The 18,613-nt window shown below is 71.6% G+C and carries 15 protein-coding genes and 1 pseudogene; 8 read left to right on the forward strand and 8 right to left on the reverse strand.

Translation table 11 applies throughout. From position 1 onward, the window contains the following. Positions 1-67: 67 nt before the first annotated feature. The 5 genes and pseudogenes from AC068B_RS16640 to AC068B_RS16660 all read right to left on the reverse strand — a co-directional run bounded on the left by AC068B_RS16640 (position 68) and on the right by AC068B_RS16660 (position 3,627). Positions 68-742 (reverse strand): SurA N-terminal domain-containing protein, encoded by a 675-nt coding sequence (locus AC068B_RS16640; RefSeq protein WP_478672228.1) that lies wholly within the window; start codon positions 740-742, stop codon positions 68-70. A gap of 203 nt (positions 743-945) precedes the next feature. Beyond that, positions 946-1,116, reverse strand: a pseudogene (locus AC068B_RS16645) (serine/threonine protein kinase); the annotation flags it as partial. A 136-nt stretch (positions 1,117-1,252) separates the two neighbouring features. Then, positions 1,253-2,002 carry an N-acetyltransferase gene (locus tag AC068B_RS16650; protein ID WP_478672229.1) on the reverse strand — a complete coding sequence of 250 codons (750 nt, stop codon included), beginning with the start codon at positions 2,000-2,002 and terminating at the stop codon, positions 1,253-1,255. A 162-nt stretch (positions 2,003-2,164) separates the two neighbouring features. Next, on the reverse strand, positions 2,165-2,890 hold the full coding sequence (locus AC068B_RS16655) for an HNH endonuclease family protein (RefSeq protein WP_478672231.1): 726 nt from the start codon (positions 2,888-2,890) through the stop codon (positions 2,165-2,167). A gap of 32 nt (positions 2,891-2,922) precedes the next feature. Continuing rightward, positions 2,923-3,627, reverse strand: coding sequence for an MOSC domain-containing protein (locus tag AC068B_RS16660; RefSeq protein WP_478672233.1), 705 nt, complete (start codon positions 3,625-3,627; stop codon positions 2,923-2,925). 130 nt (positions 3,628-3,757) lie between these two features. On the opposite strand from AC068B_RS16660, the gene AC068B_RS16665 reads away from it, so the two are divergent. Beyond that, positions 3,758-4,180, forward strand: a complete 423-nt coding sequence (locus AC068B_RS16665) for a hypothetical protein (protein ID WP_478672235.1) — start codon at positions 3,758-3,760, stop codon at positions 4,178-4,180. Between the two features lie 85 nt (positions 4,181-4,265). Further along, positions 4,266-4,685 carry a nuclear transport factor 2 family protein gene (locus tag AC068B_RS16670; RefSeq protein ID WP_478672236.1) on the forward strand — a complete coding sequence of 140 codons (420 nt, stop codon included), beginning with the start codon at positions 4,266-4,268 and terminating at the stop codon, positions 4,683-4,685. 14 nt (positions 4,686-4,699) lie between these two features. On the opposite strand, the gene mfd is transcribed toward AC068B_RS16670, so the two are convergent. Beyond that, positions 4,700-8,230 carry a transcription-repair coupling factor gene (mfd, locus tag AC068B_RS16675; protein WP_478672237.1) on the reverse strand — a complete coding sequence of 1,177 codons (3,531 nt, stop codon included), beginning with the start codon at positions 8,228-8,230 and terminating at the stop codon, positions 4,700-4,702. 328 nt (positions 8,231-8,558) lie between these two features. Between mfd and AC068B_RS16680 the strand changes: the two genes are divergently transcribed. The 3 genes from AC068B_RS16680 (at position 8,559) to AC068B_RS16690 (ending at position 10,981) form a co-directional block, all read left to right on the forward strand. Beyond that, positions 8,559-9,062: a SigE family RNA polymerase sigma factor gene (locus AC068B_RS16680; RefSeq protein ID WP_478672238.1), complete on the forward strand. Its 504-nt coding sequence runs from the start codon at positions 8,559-8,561 to the stop codon at positions 9,060-9,062. Beyond that, the gene (locus AC068B_RS16685) at positions 9,055-9,420 is read left to right on the forward strand and encodes a hypothetical protein (RefSeq protein ID WP_478672240.1); all 366 of its coding nucleotides are present in this window, start codon (positions 9,055-9,057) and stop codon (positions 9,418-9,420) included. The genes AC068B_RS16680 and AC068B_RS16685 overlap by 8 nt, the downstream gene beginning before the upstream one ends. Positions 9,421-9,526: 106 nt before the next feature. Continuing rightward, entirely contained in the window at positions 9,527-10,981 is a 1,455-nt protein-coding gene (locus tag AC068B_RS16690; protein ID WP_478672241.1) for a DUF2079 domain-containing protein, read from the forward strand. Positions 10,982-11,077: 96 nt separating this feature from the next. On the opposite strand, the gene AC068B_RS16695 is transcribed toward AC068B_RS16690, so the two are convergent. Beyond that, positions 11,078-13,666: an ABC transporter permease gene (locus AC068B_RS16695; RefSeq protein ID WP_478672242.1), complete on the reverse strand. Its 2,589-nt coding sequence runs from the start codon at positions 13,664-13,666 to the stop codon at positions 11,078-11,080. Next, entirely contained in the window at positions 13,663-14,451 is a 789-nt protein-coding gene (locus AC068B_RS16700) for an ABC transporter ATP-binding protein (RefSeq protein WP_468563438.1), read from the reverse strand. Before AC068B_RS16700 ends, AC068B_RS16695 begins: the two co-directional genes overlap by 4 nt. Before the next feature lie 387 nt (positions 14,452-14,838). On the opposite strand from AC068B_RS16700, the gene AC068B_RS16705 reads away from it, so the two are divergent. The 3 genes from AC068B_RS16705 (at position 14,839) to AC068B_RS16715 (ending at position 18,586) form a co-directional block, all read left to right on the forward strand. Continuing rightward, positions 14,839-16,383 carry an MFS transporter gene (locus AC068B_RS16705; protein ID WP_478672244.1) on the forward strand — a complete coding sequence of 515 codons (1,545 nt, stop codon included), beginning with the start codon at positions 14,839-14,841 and terminating at the stop codon, positions 16,381-16,383. Between the two features lie 110 nt (positions 16,384-16,493). Then, on the forward strand, positions 16,494-16,988 hold the full coding sequence (locus AC068B_RS16710; RefSeq protein WP_478672245.1) for a DUF485 domain-containing protein: 495 nt from the start codon (positions 16,494-16,496) through the stop codon (positions 16,986-16,988). After that, positions 16,985-18,586 carry a sodium/solute symporter gene (locus AC068B_RS16715; protein WP_478672247.1) on the forward strand — a complete coding sequence of 534 codons (1,602 nt, stop codon included), beginning with the start codon at positions 16,985-16,987 and terminating at the stop codon, positions 18,584-18,586. Before AC068B_RS16710 ends, AC068B_RS16715 begins: the two co-directional genes overlap by 4 nt. Positions 18,587-18,613: the final 27 nt, after the last annotated feature.

The following is an 18,613-nucleotide window of genomic DNA, read 5'->3' on the forward strand; positions in this document are numbered from 1 at the left end:
TCGAACGTAACCCAGCCCACTGACAGCACCCCGTCCCTGCGCCGCCCTCGCCGCCCTCCCCGCTCTCCTACGCCGGCTGTTCCGCCGCGCCCGACCCGGCCCCGGCCTCGGTGACCTGGCGCACCCACGGCGTCTTGGCGTCCGTGCGCTTGTTCTTGTCGACGTCCCACGTGCCGTACCGCGGGTTCAGATCGATGTCGAGCTTCTTCGACGCGGCCGACAGGGCCTTCCAGAAGACCGCCTGGCCCTGCGGCGAGTTCATGTCCGCGCCCAGCTTCGCCGAGAGCTTCTGCGCCTCGATCTCCGTGCGCAGGCTGCCCTCCAGGCGGGCCGGGGCGACGTTGTACTGCTGCAGCCAGCCCTGCTCCAGGGCCTTCTTGCCGCCCGCCTGCTGTTCAAGGCCGGTCCGCATGGTCTGGATGTCGCGGCGCGTGACGTCCACCCCGGCATCGGTGGCCGCGCGGTGCAGGACCTTGTCAAGGACCATCGTGTGGAGCGTGCTGCGGGTGAGGCCGCCGGACTTGGCGATGGCCTGCGAGTACTGCGCGTCGTCCGGGATGGCCGACCGCTGCGCGTCCCGCACCTCGTTCACCCGGCCCTCCAGCTGCGCGACCGTGATGCGGTCGCCGCCGACGACGGCCGCGGCACCTGGGTGCGCCTCGCCTCCGCAGGCGGTGAGGAGGGGGGCCGCGGCGATCGCGGCCGCGGAGAGGATGAGCGCTGTGCGACGACGGCGGTGCAAGTGAGCCTCCCGTTGGAGATTGTGCAAATCACTGTGGCGCGCAAGCGCCTCCACCTGGGGTGGTGGTCGGGCGACGGGCGGGCGCACAAAGTCTTGCGGTGATCGATGTTAGGCAGTGGCCGTCTTCTCGGCCAGCCATTCGACACCTATTCGACCAACGATTTCCCGGGAGTTGGGGCACCCTGCACCGCGCCGTACGGGTGTCAGCCGCGCACTTGTCCGAGCCACTGCAGCGTGCGCATGACCTCAGCGGGGAACGGATGCCCCGGCCCGTGCAGCAGCTCCGCGTCGTGCAGCAGCCGCGCCAGCGTGTCGTGGGCGGCGGTCCGGTCGCCGAGGGCGAGGAGCAGATGGCCGATGCGGCGGCGGATCTCCAGGGAGCGACGCCGAGTCCCTCGCCGACCTGTGCGTCCTCGACGACCTGCTCGAAACCGTCGAGGACATCGACCCCGGTGCCCGCAGGGGCCCGACGGCCACCGTCCATGGTGTAGCCGGGCGGGCGGCGGGACGTCACAGCGTGTGCCGCACCCACACGTTCGGCTCGACGTACACCGCGTAGCCGCGGGCGGGCTCGCAGTGGACCGGCACCAGCGCGCCCGGCACCTCGACCGGCCCCTCCGCGTCGAAGGGCAGCCCCGTCCACTCCCGCCACTGCGCGGTCGAGCCCGACACGGTCATGGAGGCGTGCGCGACCTTCTCGACGACGCCGCCCGCCCGCACGTGCACCCGCAGCCACGGGTCGTGCGGCAGGCCGTCCTCCCGCGTGCGGTACGCGTACTCGTCGATCTGCGCCGCCGGTTCGCGGTGCTTGGCGTTGGGGCGCACGGGCGCGACGACCTCGGTGAAGCCGCGGGCACGGGCGTTGTCCCGCATTGCCGCGAGCATCCGCCCGGAGATCCCCTTGCCCTGCGCCTCGGGGTCGACGGTGATCTCGATGGCGCTCACCGTGTCGGCCTGCTTGCCGTGGCGCAGGTCCGAGAAGGCCCACAGCAGCACCTGGTCCCAGCCTCCGTCGGGGAGTTCACCGGTTCCGCGGTCGCGCAGCGCGACCGGCACGCTGAATCCCCGGGCGACGACCTTGCCGTCCGCGTCGCCGTCGGTGGCCACCAGGACGTACTCCGGGAGGTCCTTGACGATCCGTCCGATCAGCGACCAGCCGACCGGGTCGTGCAGGATGAACTCCGGCCAGTCCCCGGCCATGCGCCAGAGCGGGTCCGCGAGTTCCGGGCGCTCGGCCAGGGTCGTGATCTTGAGGTCCATGGGTCGGGACGGTACGCGTCCCGCGGGGTTGGCGGTATTGCTTTTCCGCGGGTCGGTCTTCCGCGGGCTCGTCGTGGCTGGTCGCGCAGTTCCCCGCGCCCCTTGAAGGCCCCTTCGGGGCCACTTCGAAGGCTCCTCGGGGACTCCTCAAGGGGTCCGGGCTCAGCGGGCGTGGAAGCGGGGCGGGGCCGTTGTCGGGGCGTTGCCGGTCGGGAGTTTCTCTGCCGGGCACGTCGTGAGCACCTTCCTCATGGCGTCCCGTTCGGCGCCGGTCACCCACACCCCGTACTTCTTCTTCACCGCCACCTGCCCGGCCACGTACGTACAGCGGTACGCCTTGTTCGGCGGCAGCCAGGTCGCGGTGTCGCCGTCGCCCTTGCCGCGGTTGGGGCCCGCGTCGACGGCGAGGAGGTTGAGCGGGTCGTTGGCGAACGCGATGCGCTTGCCGGGCTCCCACTGGAAGGCGCCCTTCTGCCAGGCGTCGGAGAGGGCCACGAGGTGGTCGATGTCGACCTGGCTGCGCCCGCGCCGGAACGTCACTTCCTTGCCCGTGTACGGATCGGGCGCGAGCGTCCCGGAGGCCACCCGGCAGTCGCCGCCCTGGTACCTGACGTCCTTGAGGTCCCGCTTGAGGATGTCGTCCCGGGTCGGGCAGCGGTTGGAGTCGGTGTCGGCCCACGCGGTGCCGAACCTGCCGCGCTCGTAACCGGTCTTGGGCGCGCGGCCCTTGACGGTGAGCGTGTCGACGGCGGCGAGCGCGGACCCCGCCTTCGCGTCGGCCCCGGCGGCGCCGCCCTCCCCCTTGTCCTTGGTGCCGGTCTCACAGCCGGTGAGGAGCGCGGGCACGGCGAGGAGGGCGAGCAGCGCCGAGGTGGTGCGTCGGTTCATGTATCGGTCCGTACGTCCGTCCATACGTCGCTTCATCGGACGACCAGCGTGTCGCCGAGGGCCAGCGGGGCGGGCGCCACCATGTCCGTGTGGACGCCGATGCACATGCCGCGGGCGGCGGTGAGGGTCTTCAGGACGCGGTTGTCCACGGGGAGTCCGGGCTGGGCCTGGGTGACCATGACGCACCGCTTCACGCGCTTGACGACGTGCAGCCGCAGCGGGCCGGACCCCTGTCCGCCGCCGAGGGTGATCTCGCGGCCGACCCAGCTCTCCTCGATCCACGGTTCGTCGGTCCGCACGACGATGTTCTTGCGCAGCCGCCGTACGTCGACGGGGTCGGCGTCACCGAGCAGGTCACCGAGCGCGCGCAGCGAGGCGGTGCCGACGAGGGAGACGGCAGAGACGTCCTTGTGGGACTCCTCGCCCGCACGGACCAACTCGATGCCCTCGCCGAAGCGTTCGGGTATCCGCGGGTCGCCGGGGCGCAGCGTCGCGCCGTCCGGTGCGAGGACGACGGGCTGGCCGTCGCCGTCGTAGGTCGCACGGTGTTCGAGCATGCCGGGGGTGCGGCGGAAACGCTGGTGGTGCTTCCCGCTGGCGAGCTTGCCGTCGGGGTAGCGAAGGGCCCACAGCCGGTCGCCGACGACGCCGCTCGCGTCGAACTCCAGCCGGTCGTGCTCGTCCCCGAGCATCGACTTCACCGGAAACCGGTGCAGACCCACGACCTCGAACGTCACTGCGCTCTCCCCTCCCCTGGGCGGACTTCCGCGGCTCCCACCGTACGGCGCCCCGGACTTGCCGACGCCCCCGGCTCACGGCGCGGAAGATCATGAGATTATCTCCTGTTCCTTACTTATCAGGAGATTCATGCACAAGCGTCCGCCGCGCCTCGCCCTGTTGTTGCTCACCGCCGCCGCCTTCGCCACGACGGCGTGCGACGCGTCAGGCTCCGACTCGTCCGGCTCGCCCGGCCCTTCCTCCCCTCCGTCCGCGAGCGCCTCACCGTCGGCGAGCACGGCGCCCACCCCCCAGGGGCGCGGCCTGAAGGGCCCGGCAGCGGGCCTCTTCCTCAAAACGCTGCGCGAGCACCACCCGGACCTCGACCACATCGACGACGACGCGCTCGTCGCCGAGGGCGATGCGCTGTGCACCGTCCGGGGCGCGGCTCTCGGCGAGCAGTTCAAGAAGTCCACGCGTCGGCTCGGCATCACCAAGAAGCAGACTTCCAGCATCATGGGCGCCGCCCACGCCCTGTGCCGGGACAAGGACGACCAGCTCTTCGCCCGCTGACGATTACCTTCGCGGTAATCGACCGTCCCCCTCTCCCCCGGCAGGATCGACCACATCAGCCGAGATCCCACCCCAGGAGAGCCCCATGAGCGCCGACACCGCCACCGACACCCGCACCGTCGTCCAGGACTTCCTCAAGGCCCGGATCGCCGGAGACACCGACCGGATGGTGGAGCTCTTCGCCGACGACGTGGACTGGCTGCTCGCCGAGAACCCCGCGGTGCCGTGGATCCGCCCCCGCTCCACCGGCGCCGAGTGCGCCGCCCAGTCCGCGGAGCTGGCCGAACACACCGTCCCCGAGGACTCCAGCGCCTCCCTCGACACCTTCCTCGTCGACGGCACGGACGCCGTCCTGTTCGGCCACCTCTCGGGCACCGTGCGCGCCACCGGCAAGTCCTTCGAGGGCCCCTTCGCCCTCCGCCTCACGGTGGAGAACGGCCGGATCACCCGGCACCACCTCTACGAAAACAGCCTCTCGATCGCGGCGGCCTGCACCGCCCCCTGAGGCCGGGGCGCGCCCTACGACCCCAGGATCGACGTGAGGAACTCCCCGACCCAGCCGAGCAGTTCGCGTCCGACCAGCGGCTTGCCGCCGACCTTTGCGGTCTTCGGGCGGGGGACCAGGACCTGGTTGGCGGCCGCCTTGATGACCGTGCCGGGGTAGAGCCGCTTGAGGCGCAGCTCCTGGGATTCGCGGAGGTCCACCGGGGCGAAGCGGATGTTGTTGCCCTGGAGGACGATCTCGCCGACGCCGCACGCGCGGGCCAGCATGCGCAGGCCCGCCACCAGGAGGAGGTTCTCCACCGGCTCCGGCAACTTGCCGTAGCGGTCGGTGAGTTCCTCGCGTACGGACCTGATGTCCTCCTCCGTGTTGGCGGAGGCGATGGCGCGGTAGGCCTGGAGGCGCAGGCGCTCGCCGGGGGCGTAGTCGTGGGGGACGTGGGCGTCGACCGGGAGCTCGATCTTGACCTCCAGGGGCGGCTCCTCCTCGACACCGCCCTCCAGGGACGCGCGGTAGTCGGCCACGGCCTCGCCGACCATGCGGACGTAGAGGTCGAAGCCGACCCCCGCGATGTGGCCCGACTGCTCGCCGCCCAGGAGGTTTCCGGCGCCGCGGATCTCCAGGTCCTTCATCGCCACGTACATGCCCGCGCCCATCTCCGTGTGCTGGGCGATCGTGGCGAGGCGCTCGTGGGCCGTTTCCGTGAGGGGCTTCTCCGGGGGGTAGAGGAAGTAGGCGTAGCCGCGCTCGCGGCCTCGGCCCACGCGGCCGCGCAGCTGGTGGAGCTGGGAGAGGCCGAAGTTGTCGCCGCGCTCCACGATCAGCGTGTTGGCGTTGGAGATGTCGATGCCCGATTCGACGATCGTCGTCGAGACCAGGACGTCGAACTTCTTCTCCCAGAAGTCCACCACGACCTGTTCCAGGGCCTGTTCGGACATCTGGCCGTGGGCCGTCGCGATGCGCGCCTCGGGGACGATGTCGCGCAGGCGGGCCGCCGCGCGGTCGATCGACTCGACGCGGTTGTGGATGTAGAAGACCTGGCCCTCGCGGAGGAGTTCGCGGCGCACGGCCGCGCCGATCTGCTTCTCCTCGTACGGGCCGACGAAGGTCAGGACCGGGTGGCGCTCCTCGGGGGGCGTCGTGATGGTCGACATCTCGCGGATGCCGGTCACGGCCATTTCGAGCGTACGGGGAATGGGGGTGGCCGACATCGTCAGGACGTCGACGTTGGCGCGGAGCTTCTTCAGCTGCTCCTTGTGCTCGACGCCGAAGCGCTGCTCCTCGTCGACGATGACCAGGCCCAGGTCCTTGAACTTGGTCTCGGAGGAGAAGAGGCGGTGCGTGCCGATGACGATGTCCACGGAGCCCTCGCGCAGGCCCTCCAGGGTCGCCTTCGACTCCGTGTCGGACTGGAAGCGGCTGAGCGCCTTCACGCTGACCGGGAACTGGGAGTACCGCTCGGAGAACGTGCCGAAGTGCTGCTGGACCAGGAGCGTGGTGGGGACGAGGACGGCGACCTGCTTGCCGTCCTGGACCGCCTTGAACGCGGCACGGACCGCGATCTCCGTCTTGCCGTAGCCGACGTCGCCGCAGATCAGGCGGTCCATCGGGACCGTCTTCTCCATGTCCTCCTTGACCTCGGCGATCGTGGTGAGCTGGTCGGGCGTCTCCGCGTAGGGGAAGGCGTCCTCCAGCTCGCGCTGCCAGGGGGTGTCGGGGGCGAAGGAGTGGCCGGGCGCCGCCATCCGCGCGGAGTAGAGCTTGATGAGGTCGGCGGCGATCTCCTTGACCGCCTTCTTCGCGCGCGCCTTCGTCTTCGTCCAGTCGGCGCCGCCCAGGCGGTGGAGGGTCGGTGCCTCGCCACCTACGTACTTGGTGATCTGCTCCAGCTGGTCCGTGGGGATGTAGAGCCGGTCGCCGGGCTGGCCGCGCTTGGCGGGGGCGTACTCCACGACGAGGTACTCGCGGGTGGCGCCCTGGACGGTGCGCTGCACCATCTCGATGTAGCGGCCCACGCCGTGCTGCTCGTGGACGATGTAGTCGCCGGACTCCAGCGTCAGCGGGTCGATCGTCTTGCGACGGCGCGCGGGCATGCGCTGGCCGTCCTTGCCCGCCGCCTTCTGGCCGGAGAGGTCCGTCTCGGTGAGGACCGCGAGCTTGAGGGCCGGGTCCACGAAGCCGTAGTCGATCGAGCCGCAGGAGACGTGCACCAGCGAGGGCGTGAGCTCGCCGAGGTCGCCGTCGAGGCGGGCCGCGATGCCTTCGCCGCCGAGGACCTCGACGGTGCGGGCGGCAGGGCCGTGGGCCTCGGTGACGTAGACGGTGCGCCAGCCGTCGGCCAGCCAGCCCTTGGTGTCCGCGAGGGCCTTCGCGGTGTCGCCGCGGTACGTCTCCGGGGCGTGCATGCCGAGCTTGAGCGTGTCTTCGTCGAGCTCCTCGTCGGCGGCGAAGGGGCTCACCGACCACCACATCATGTCGAGCTCGCGGGCGTGGTCCCGGACGTCCGCGATGCCCCACAGGGAGGCCGCGCCCACGTCGATCGGCGCCTCGCCGCCGCCCGCCGTCGCCGCCCAGCTGGCCTGGAGGAACTCCTGCGAGGTCGCCACCAGGTCGGCGGCGCGCGTCCGCACCCGCTCCGGGTCGCAGACCACCGCCATGGAGCCCTTGGGCAGGACGTCGACGAGCAGTTCCATGTCGTCCACGAGGACGGGGGCGAGCGACTCCATGCCCTCGACCGCGATGCCCTCGGCGATCTTCCCGAGCAGTTCGCCCAGCTCGGGGTGCTGCTCCGCGAGGGCCGCTGCCTTCTCGCGCACCTCGTCGGTGAGCAGCAGCTCACGGCAGGGCGGCGCCCACAGACCGTGCTCGGCGACCTCCAGGGAGCGCTGGTCGGCGACCTTGAAGTACCGGATCTCCTCGACGTCGTCGCCCCAGAACTCCACGCGCAGCGGGTGCTCCTCGGTGGGCGGGAAGACGTCGAGGATGCCGCCGCGCACGGCGAACTCGCCGCGCTTCTCGACCAGCTCCACCCGGGAGTACGCGGCTGCCGCGAGGGCCTCCACGATCGCGTTGAGGTCCGTGGTCTGTCCGGTGCGCAGCGCCACGGGCTCCAGGTCGCCGAGGCCCTTGACCTGCGGCTGGAGGACGGAGCGGACCGGCGCGACGACCACCGAGACCGGGCCGGTCTCCGGGTCGTCCGTGCGGGGGTGGGCGAGGCGGCGCAGCACCGCGAGGCGGCGGCCGACCGTGTCGGAGCGGGGCGAGAGGCGCTCGTGCGGCAGCGTCTCCCACGACGGGTACTCCGCGACGCCGTCCGGCGGCAGGATCGTCCGCAGCGCCGCGGCCAGGTCCTCGGCCTCCCGGCCGGTGGCCGTCACGGCCAGGACGGTGCGGCCGGACTCGCGGGCCAGTGCCGCCACCGCGAAGGGCCGGGCCGCGGGCGGGCCGACCAGGTCGACGTGCATGCGGTGGCCGTCGGTCGCGGCCTTGACCGCTTCGGCGAGCGCCGAGTCCTTGACGACGACGTCGAGCAGACCGTGCAGGCTCATTGAAGGCTTTCCGTCCAGATAACCGGAGTGAGTGGACAACTAACCGGAAGTGAGTGGGCAACGCGAACCGCCCGGCACGTCGCACGGGCCGGGGGTCTCCAGCGTACGACTCCGTGCTGATCGGCGCGGCCCGGTCGGGGCGAGCCCGGCCGCGTGGGCCCCGTACGCCCTCCCGCACAATGTCCGGAAACCCCCGTCCGAAAATTCTTTCCCCGTCGCGTAAACCGGACGCGCGTCCCAGGCGTAGTGCCTTCGAGAACACCAGACACACCGCACGCACCTCACACACCGCAGCTGCCGCACACGCGCGCACGCACCAGGAGAGCACTTGACCGACGAGGAGTTCGAGGCGTTCTACGCGCACTCCGTAAGAGCGCTGGTCGGACAGGTGTATCTGATGACGGGGGACCTCCACGAGGCGCAGGACGTGGTCCAGGAGGCCTTCGTCCGCGCCTGGGCGCGCCGCGCCCGCCTGGAGCGGGACGCCGGGCCCGAGGCGTGGGTCAGGACCGTCGCCTGGCGACTCGCCGTCAGCCGGTGGCGGCGGCGCGGGCGGGCCGCGGACGCCTGGCGGCGCCACCACGGGGAGCGGGCGGGCACCGCGCCCGAGCCGGAGCCGGGGACCGTGGCGCTGGTCGCCGCGCTGCGGCAGCTGTCCGAGCGGCAGCGCCGGGTGGCCGTTCTGCACTACGTGTGCGACCTGTCCGTGCGGCAGGTCGCCGCGGAGACCGGGATCGCGACCGGGACCGTGAAGTCCCACCTCTCCCGTGCCAGGGCGGCGCTCGCGCCGCATCTCGACGACGCGCCCACCCCGGAGGAGCACCGTGACTGAGCCCAAGGCCCCGGCCGACGACGGCCTCGCCGTCGCGCTGAAGCGGGCCGCCGCGTCGGGCGGCGGGCTCGCCTCGCCGGTCCCGGCCCACCAGGTGTCCGCCCGCGGGGCCCGCCGCAGACGCCGGACGCACGCGGTGGGCGCGGCGCTCGCCGTGTGCCTGGTCTCCGGCGGCGCGGCGTTCGCCGCGCTGCAGCTGGGCCGAGGGGGTGAACCGGTGGGCCCCGCGGCGCCGCCGAGCCCGACGAGGTCCGCCTCCCTCTCGGAGTCGCCCCCGGCGGCGACGCCCTCGACCTCACCGCCGCCCACCGGGTCGGCGACACCGACCACACCCACGGCGACCCCGTCGGGGGGCTGAGATCCACCTCGGCCTCCCCCGCACACCTCACCGACCGGAACGGCCACCCGCCTCCCGCACGTCTCAGCGACCGAGCCCCACCCCGTCCCCATCAGAAAGCCACCCCATGCCCGGAGCCAACACCGACCTCCCCGTCCAGGAGCGTGCCGACGAGCTCATACCGGCGCGGGACCGGACCGTCGCACCCGCCACCGGCGGGTGGAGACGGCTCTGGGACCGCGCCCCGTACCTGCTCGCCGCCTCGCTCTTCGTCGCGTACGCCACCGTGTCCGTCCTGCGGTACCGGCGGCTGGAGAACCTCTCCTGGGACCTCGGGATCTTCGAGCAGGCCGTGCGCTCCTACGCGCACCTCCAGGCGCCGGTGGCCGACCTCAAGGGGCCCGGCGCCAACATCCTCGGTGACCACTTCAGCCCGGTCACCGCGCTCCTCGCGCCCGCCTACCGGGTCTTCCCGTCGCCGCTCACGCTGCTCATCGCGCAGGCGCTGCTCGTCGCCGTGTCCGTGGTGCCCGTCACCCGGGCCGCGACCCGGCTCCTGGGGCGTGTGTCGGGGCTCGCCGTCGGTGTCGCGTACGGGCTGTCGTGGGGGATCCAGCGCGCCGTCGACTTCGACTTCCACGAGATCTGCTTCGCCCTGCCGCTGATCGCCTTCTCCCTGGAGGCGCTGCTGCGGCAGCGATGGCGGGCCTCGCTGCTCTGGGCGCTGCCGCTCGTCCTCGTCAAGGAGGACCTGGGGGTGACCCTCGCGGCCCTCGCCGTGGTCGTGGCGATCCGGTGCCGCCGCTCGGACCCGAAGGTGCTGCCCTACGCCCTCGGCGTCGCCGCGTTCGGCGCGATCGCCACCCTCGTCACGCTCACGATGGTCATACCCGCCTTCAACTCGGTCGGGTCGTACGACTACTGGGACAAGGTCGGCGAGGCGGGCCCCACCGCCGGGGCCCTGGACGGGACCGGCACCAAGCTGCGCACCCTCCTCTGGCTGCTCGTCCCCACCACCGGGCTCCTCGCCCTGCGCTCGCCGCTGCTCCTGATCGCGCTGCCCACCCTCGGCTGGCGCTTCCTCTCCGCCGACGACCACTACTGGGGCACGGACTGGCACTACAGCGCCGTCCTGATGCCGGTCGTCCTGCTCACCCTCGTCGACGCCGTCGACACGGCCCGCCGCAGCGAGAAGCCGTGGCTGCGCACGTACGCGGACCGGGTGCCCGCCTGCGCCGCCGTCGCCGCGCTCGCCCTCACGACGTCCCTGCCGCTGGGGACCCTCACCGAGGCGGCGACGTACCGCAAGAGCGAGCAGGTCGTCGCCGTGGAGAAGATGCTCGACCGGATCCCGGACGACGCCACCGTCGAGGCGAACATCGGGCCCATCACCAGGCTGACCTCCCGCGCCCGCGTCTTCTGGACGGGCTCGGCCCGCCCGGTCGTACCCGACTACTTCGCGCTCGACGTCCGGTCGGGCTGGACGAAGGACCCGGTCGCGTACGCCAACGGCCTGCACCCCGGCGCCCGTTACGTCGCCGAGGACACCGCCTTCGGATACGTGCTGCTGCGCAAGGACTGACGCCGGGACAGCGGCAGGCCCCGGCAGGCGCGTGGCGCGCGCCTGCCGGGGCCTGCTCCCCCGTTCCCCCGTTCCCCCGTTCCCCCGTCGGTGTGGCTATTCGGTGGCGATGGCGTTGAGGACGTTCATCCGGCCCGCCCGGAAGGCCGGGACCAGGGCCGCGAAGAGGCCCACGAACGCCGACCCGACGAAGACCGCGATGATCGTCGGCCACGGGATCTCGAGGACCTTCAGGCCCTCGAGCGCCAGGAGCTTCTGGGCGGTCGCTCCCCAGCCCATGCCCAGGCCGAGGCCGAGCAGGGCGCCGAAGAGGGCGATGACCACCGACTCCATGCGGATCATGCGGCGCAGCTGACGGCGCGAGAGGCCGATCGCCCGCATCAGGCCGATCTCGCGGGTGCGCTCCACCACCGAGAGGGCCAGGGTGTTCACGACGCCCAGGATCGCGACGATGATCGCGAGGCCGAGCAGGCCGTAGACCATGTTCAGGAGCTGGCCGACCTGGTCCTTCAGGGTCTGCTTGAAGTCCGTCTGGTCCATCACCTTGTACTGCGGGTACTTGTCCATGGAGTGCTTCAGGGAGGCGTACGCGGCCTCCTCCTGGCCCTTGTCGGCCGAGGCGAACATCATGTCGTTCTGCGGGATGCGGTCCGCGGGGACGTACTTCTCCATCGTCGTGATGTTGAGGTACATCGCCTCCTGGTCGACGGTGGTGTCGTCGGAGGTGATCGCGGCGAGCTTCAGCTTGGCGGTCCTGCCGTGCTCGAAGGCGACCTTCAGCTCGTCGCCGACCTTCAGGCCGTGCTTCTTGGCGAACTCGTCGCCGACCGACATGGCGTTCTTGCCGTACGCGGCGGACAGCTTGCCCGCGATGGTCTCGCGGCGCAGGTCCGTGGCGTAGGTGGGGTCGGCGGCGCTCAGGCCGACGCCGTCCACGGTCTTGCCGTCGGGCGTGGTCATGTCCGCGTTGATCTGCTTGTAGCGCGTGATGTGGGCGATGTGGTCGGCCTTGCCGAGGGCCTGCGCGGCCTTCTCCGTGATGGAGATGCCGGGCTGCGTGGGCTGGACGATGAAGTCCGCGCCGACCGACTTGTCGAGCTCGTCGGTGGCCGAGGCGACCATCGAGGAGCCGACGACGGAGAGGCAGGCGACCAGCGCGAGGCCGATCATCAGGGCCGCCCCTGTGGCGCCGGTGCGGCGCGGGTTGCGCAGCGCGTTGCGCTCGGCCATCCGCCCGACCGGGCCGAACATCCGCAGCAGCACCGCGCTGATGACGCGGACCACGCCGGAGGCGAGCACGGGGCCGATGACGACGAAGCCGATGAGGGAGAGGACGACGCCGCCGCCCAGGAGGAGCGAGCCGTCCTTGGCCTTGTCGGCCTGCGAGGCGGCCCACAGGGCGGCGCCGCCCGCGCCGGTGAGGACGAGTCCGATGACGGCGCGCAGCGCGCTCGCCCTGCCGTCGGCGGGGGTGCCCGCGTCGCGCAGCGCGGCCATCGGCGAGACCTTGCCGGCCCGTCGTGCGGGGAGGTAGGCGGCGAGGACGGTGACGACGATGCCGAGGACCATGCCGATCACGGGCGTCGTCCAGCTGACGGTGAGGTCGCCGGTGGAGAGTTCCATGCCCATGCCGGACATGAGCTTCATCAGGCCGACGGCGAGTCCGATGCCCGCGCCGACGCCGAGGACCGAGCCGAACACGCCGAGCAGCAGCGCCTCGACGAGGACGGAGCGGTTGACCTGCTTGCGGCTGGAGCCGATGGCGCGCATCAGGCCGATCTCGCGGGTGCGCTGGGCGACCAGCATCGAGAAGGTGTTGATGATCAGGAAGATGCCGACGAGGAAGGCGATCCCGGCGAAGCCGAGCATCGCGTACTTCATGACGTCGAGGAAGCTGCCGACGGAGTCGCGGTTGTCGTCCGCGGCCTCCTTCTGGGTCTTGATGTCGTACGTGGCCGCCTTGGCGTCGAAGACCCCGGCGACGTTCTTCTTCAGCTGGGTGTCGCTGACGCCCGCGTCGGCGGTGAGGTTGACGTGCGTGAACCGTCCTGTGGTGCCGAGCAGTTGGCGCTGGGCGGTCGCGGTGTCGAAGTAGAAGATCGCGGCGCCGGGGTTGGTCACCTTGAAGGTGGCGATGCCGGAGATCTTCGCGGTGAGGTCGCCGGTGGCGGCGATGGTGCGCAGCTCGTCACCGAGCTTGAGGTCGTGCTTGTCCGCGGTGTCGGCGTCGATCATCACCTCGGTGGGGCCGCGCGGGGCGTGGCCGGAGGTGATGTCCATCGAACGCAGGTCGTTGTGCGTCCAGTTGCCCGCGATGGTCGGGCCGCCGCTGGTGGGGCCCATGTTCTTGTTCTTCGCGTTGACGACGGTCACGCTCTGGCTGCTGACCGAGCCCTCGGCGGCCTTGACGCCCTCGGCCTTCTTCGCCTGCTGCACGACGGAGGCGGGCATCGACTCGGGCTTGCCGCTGCGCGGGGTGTCTCCCGCGTCCTCGGCGGACTTGGGGGCGACGGTGACGTCGGCGGAGGTCGCCGCGAAGAGCTTGTCGAAGGTGGTGCTCATGGTGTCGGAGAAGACGAGCGTGCCGCAGACGAACGCCACCGACAGGATCACGGCCACGGCCGAGAGGGCCATGCGGCCCTTGTGCGCGAAGAAGTTGCGCATCGAGGTCTTGAGGACGGTCATGACGTGCGCCCCCGCGCGTCGAACGACTTCATGCGGTCGAGGACCTGGTCGGCGGTCGGGTGGTGCATCTCGTCGACGATCCGGCCGTCGGCGAGGTACAGGACGCGGTCCGCGTAGGAGGCGGCGACCGGGTCGTGGGTGACCATCACGATGGTCTGGCCGAGGTCGGTCACCGAGCGGCGCAGGAAGCCCAACACCTCTGCTCCGGCACGGGAGTCGAGGTTTCCGGTCGGCTCGTCGCCGAAGATGATCTCGGGGCGGGACGCGAGCGCGCGGGCCACGGCGACGCGCTGCTGCTGGCCGCCGGAGAGCTCGGTCGGGCGGTGCTTGAGGCGCCCGGCGAGGCCCACGGTCTCCACCACCTGGTCGAGCCAGGCCCGGTCGGGCTTGCGGCCCGCGATGTCCATCGGGAGCGTGATGTTCTCTATCGCGTTCAGGGTCGGGAGCAGGTTGAACGCCTGGAAGATGAAGCCGATCCGGTCCCGGCGCAGCCGTGTGAGCTTCTTGTCCTTGAGGCCGGTGATCTCGGTCTCGTCCAGGTAGATCTGGCCGCTGCTGACCGTGTCGAGGCCCGCGAGGCAGTGCATCAGGGTGGACTTGCCGGAGCCGGAGGGTCCCATGATCGCGGTGAACTGCCCGCGGGCGATGTCCACGTCGATGTGGTCGAGCGCGACGACGCGGGTCTCCCCGGAGCCGTACGCCTTCACGACCTGGCGCGCTCGTGCCGCCACGGCCGTACGCCCTCCAGTGCCCCCGTGCCTGGGTGTGGTTACAGCCGTTGTCACGGTAAATCTCCTATGTCGGTCCTGCTGCGAGCCGGGTGGATACGCTGCGCGCTCTCGCGCTTCAGTCTGGGGTCGGGACTGGCCCCCGCGCGCTGGTGCTCAGCGCAGTCTTTTCCGGGGGAAAACCCCACCCTCGCCGGTGTGGTTCTCCCGTCCGGCGGGGTGGGTTTCACGAACCGGCCCCGTGCCCGGCTCGTAAAGCAAATCTAAGGACCGCCGCGGCCCGGCTCATCCTCCAGTGGGACGAACGCTCCCCAGTCCGTTGTACGGAGGTACCCCTAGGGGATCTCCACCCGCCGGTGGAGTCCGACTCAGGGTTGCCTCCACCCCGCCGTCCACCCTGCCCACGGCCTCCACCGGGTGAGAAGGTGACCCGGCAGCAACCGGATGCAGGGGGAAGGAAGTTCCGTGGGCACCCAGGACGCGATACGCGGCAGGGGCGCGGTCGTCGCCGCGCTCATGCTCGCCATGGCGCTGGCCGCCGTCGACTCCACCATCGTGTCGACCGCCGTCCCGCAGATCGTGGGCGCGCTCGGCGGCTTCTCGATCTTCTCCTGGCTCTTCTCCGGCTATCTCCTCGCGGCCACCGTCACCCTGCCCGTCTACGGCAAGCTCTCCGACACCTTCGGCCGCAAGCCCGTCCTGATCGCGGGCTGCGTGCTGTTCCTCCTCGGGTCCGGGCTCTGCGCTCTCGCCTGGAACATGGAGTCGCTGATCGCCTTCCGCGTCGTCCAGGGCCTCGGCGGCGGCGCCGTCCAGGGCACCGTGCAGACCCTCGCCGCGGACCTCTACCCGCTCAAGGAACGCCCCAAGATCCAGGCCAAGCTGTCGACCGTATGGGCCACTTCGGCCGTCGCCGGACCCGCGCTCGGCGGTGCCATCACCTCGTACGCGGACTGGCGCTGGATCTTCCTGATCAACCTGCCCATCGGGGCGCTCGCCCTCTGGCTGATCGTGCGCCACCTCCACGAACCGCGGCGCGAGGCCGTCCCGCGCGGCCGCATCGACTGGCCCGGCGCGCTCGCCGTCTTCGCCTGCGGCGGCACCCTCCTGACCGCGCTCGTGCAGGGCGGGGTCGCCTGGGACTGGGTGTCGGCCCCTTCGTTCGCGCTGTTCGGCGCCGGGCTCGCGCTCATCGCCGTCGTCGTCATCGTCGAGCGCAGGGCCGCGGAGCCGATCATCCCCGGCTGGGTCTGGCGCAGGCGCACCATCGCCGCCGTGAACCTCGCCCTGGGCGCGCTCGGCCTCCTGATGGTGGCGCCCACCGTCTTCCTGCCCACCTACGCCCAGTCCGTGCTCGGACTCGCCCCGGTCGCCGCCGGGTTCGTGCTCTCCGTGATGACGCTCAGCTGGCCGGTCTCCGCGGCCCTGAGCCAGCACGTGTACCGCAGGATCGGCTTCCGCAACACCGCGATCACCGGCATCTCCGCGGCCGCGCTGATCCTCTTCGCCTTCCCGTTCCTGCCCTACCCCGGCACCGCCTGGCAGCCCGCGCTGCTCATGCTGCTGCTCGGCGCGGCCCTCGGCCTCTTCCAGCTGCCGCTGATCGTCGGCGTCCAGTCCAGCGTCGGCTGGGCCGAGCGCGGCACGGCCACCGGCTCCGTCCTGTTCTGCCGCCAGATCGGCCAGACGCTCGGCGCCGCCCTGTTCGGCGCGGTCGCCAACGGAGTGCTGAGCGCGCGGCTCGACGGGGCCGGGTCCCTCGACTCGGTGGCGCGCATCCTGGACGACCCGGAGTCCGTGGCCGACCCCGAGCCGCTGCGGCGGGCCGTCGACTCCGCCGTCGACACGGTGTACATAGGCGCGGGCTGCGCCGCCCTCCTCGCCCTCGCCGTCCTGCTCTTCCTGGCACCCCGGCGCTTCCCGGTCCTCCAGGAGAAACAACTGGGCGCACAACAGGACCAGTTGTCACCCACACAACAGACCGACTGACTTGTTCACCGAAAACCCCGCACGCCACCACTACTTGCGAGTAACGTCTCGGCTCCCCTCGCTCCCTGCGGCCCGCACACCGGGCCGGAAGCCGCGCAAGGAGAACCGGGATGACCCACCCTCCGTACGACGCCCCCGTCCCGCACGAGCCGTACCCCCCACAGCAGCAGCCGCAGACCCCACCGCCACGACAACACCCCTCCTGGCAACCGCAGCCCCACCTCACCTACCCCTGGCAGCCGCCGCCCCCCGCGCCCCCGCCACCCGCGCCCCGCCTCCCCCGCCACCCCGCACCGGGCCGCCACAGCGACCTGCGCAGACTGCGCGGCGCCTACCGGATCCAGCGCCGCGTCGCCACCTTCACCGCGCTCGGCTACTTCACGCTCTTCCTCGTCCTGTCCGCCCTCGCGCCGTCCTTCATGACCGGCACCGTCTCCGGCGGCCTGACCACGGGGCTGCTCCTCGGCCTGTGCCAGCTCCCCGTCACCTGCCTCGCCCTCGTCCTGTTCGAGCGCACGGCCCGGCGCCGCCTCGACCCGCTCTCCGAACTGCTGCGCAGGCAGACCGGGGCGGCCGCCGCGCGGGACGGCGGGGGCCGCCCATGAGCGAGGAAGCGCAGACCATGTCCCTGGTGGCCTTCACCGTCGTGGTCACCCTCACCCTGCTGCTGTGCGTCATGACCGGGCCCGACAGGGACGACCTCGACGAGTTCTACACCGGCTTCGGCGGGCTCTCCCCGATGCGCAACGGCCTGGCCATCGCGGGCGACTACATCTCGGCGGCCACCGTCCTCGGCACCGGGGGCGTGATCGCCCTGCTCGGGTACGACGGCGTGGTCCTCGCCCTGAGCACGGCGCTCTCCCTGACGCTCCTGATGTTCCTGCTGGCCGAACCCCTGCGCAACGCGGGCCGGTTCACCATGGGCGACGTCATGGCGCGCCGCATGCCGGGCCGCGCCGTCCGCATCGCCGCGTGCACGGCCACCATCGCCGCCCTGCTCCCGCTGATGCTGGTCCAACTGGCGGGCGCGGGCGACCTGTTGGCCTTCATCCTCGGCTTCTCCAGCGACGGCCTGAAGACCGCCTGCATCGTCGCGCTCGGCTTCCTGATGATCAGCTACGCGGCGATCGGCGGGATGAAGGGCACCGCCCTCATCCAGATCCTGAAGATCGTGATGCTGCTCGGCTCCGGCGCGGTGGTCGCCGTCCTGATACTGCGGCGCTTCGACTGGAACCCGGGCGCCCTGCTGGCCGCCGCCGAGAACCGCAGCGGCGCGGGACCGGCCTTCCTCCGCTCCGGGCTGCAGTTCGCGAACAGCCCCAACCCCCGCCTGGACATGATCAGTTCGGAGCTGACGGTGGTCCTCGGCGGCGCCGCGCTCCCGCACGTCACCATGCGGATGTACACGGCCCGCAGCGCCCGCGACATACGGCGCTCCATGTCCTGGGCGGTCTCGTCGGTCGCCCTGTTCGTCCTCGTCATCACCGTCGTGGGCTTCGGCGCGACCGCGCTGCTCGGCCGCGTGACGATCGCCAAGGACGACCCGCAGGGCAACACCGCCTACCTCCTCGGCTCCCGCGCGGCGTTCGGCGCCGACACCTCGACCGCCGAGACCCTGATCCTCACGACGGTCACCACGGCGCTGTTCCTGACGCTGCTCGCCTCCGTCGCGGGCATGATCCTAGCCTGCGCCAACTCGCTGGCCCACGACGTCTTCGCACAGGGCCGCCGCACCCCGTCGCCGCGCCGCGAGATGACGCTGGCCCGCGCCTCCGCGCTGGCCATAGGGGTTCCCGCGATCCTCCTCGCCGTCCTGGTCAAGGACCACAACCTCCAGCCCCTGGCCACCCTCTCCTTCTGCCTGGGCGCGTCGGCCCTGGCCCCCGCCCTGGTCTACAGCCTCTTCTGGCGGCGCTACACGCGGACGGGCCTGCTCTGCACGCTGCTCGGCGGCACGCTCGGCTCGCTGATCCTGATGACGGGCACGAACCTGGTCTCCGGCGGTCCCGGCGCCGCCTTCCCGAACCACGACTTCAACTGGTTCCCGTTCACGACGACGGGCATCGCCTCGATCCCGCTCGGCTTCCTCCTCGGCTGGCTCGGCACCCGCTTCACCGGCCGCGCGGAGGCGGCGGAGCACCGCAGGCAGTACGAGGCCGTGGAGGGCTGGATCCTGGCGGGGGCGGCACGGCGGGGGAAGTGAGGATTTGATGATTGAAAGTCAGACATT

The sequence above is a fragment of the Streptomyces sp. NPDC042371 genome (assembly GCF_056437465.1).

Excerpts from the sequence above, each read along its gene's own strand:
- AC068B_RS16690 (WP_478672241.1), top strand. The coding sequence starts at position 9,527 with ATGCCCGGAGCCAACACCGACCTCCCCGTCCAGGAGCGTGCCGACGAG.
- AC068B_RS16655 (WP_478672231.1), bottom strand. The coding sequence starts at position 2,890 with ATGAACCGACGCACCACCTCGGCGCTGCTCGCCCTCCTCGCCGTGCCC.
- AC068B_RS16670 (WP_478672236.1), top strand. The coding sequence starts at position 4,266 with ATGAGCGCCGACACCGCCACCGACACCCGCACCGTCGTCCAGGACTTC.
- AC068B_RS16650 (WP_478672229.1), bottom strand. The coding sequence starts at position 2,002 with ATGGACCTCAAGATCACGACCCTGGCCGAGCGCCCGGAACTCGCGGAC.
- mfd (WP_478672237.1), bottom strand. The coding sequence starts at position 8,230 with ATGAGCCTGCACGGTCTGCTCGACGTCGTCGTCAAGGACTCGGCGCTC.
- AC068B_RS16665 (WP_478672235.1), top strand. The coding sequence starts at position 3,758 with ATGCACAAGCGTCCGCCGCGCCTCGCCCTGTTGTTGCTCACCGCCGCC.
- AC068B_RS16715 (WP_478672247.1), top strand. The coding sequence starts at position 16,985 with ATGAGCGAGGAAGCGCAGACCATGTCCCTGGTGGCCTTCACCGTCGTG.
- AC068B_RS16705 (WP_478672244.1), top strand. The coding sequence starts at position 14,839 with ATGCAGGGGGAAGGAAGTTCCGTGGGCACCCAGGACGCGATACGCGGC.
- AC068B_RS16710 (WP_478672245.1), top strand. The coding sequence starts at position 16,494 with ATGACCCACCCTCCGTACGACGCCCCCGTCCCGCACGAGCCGTACCCC.
- AC068B_RS16695 (WP_478672242.1), bottom strand. The coding sequence starts at position 13,666 with ATGACCGTCCTCAAGACCTCGATGCGCAACTTCTTCGCGCACAAGGGC.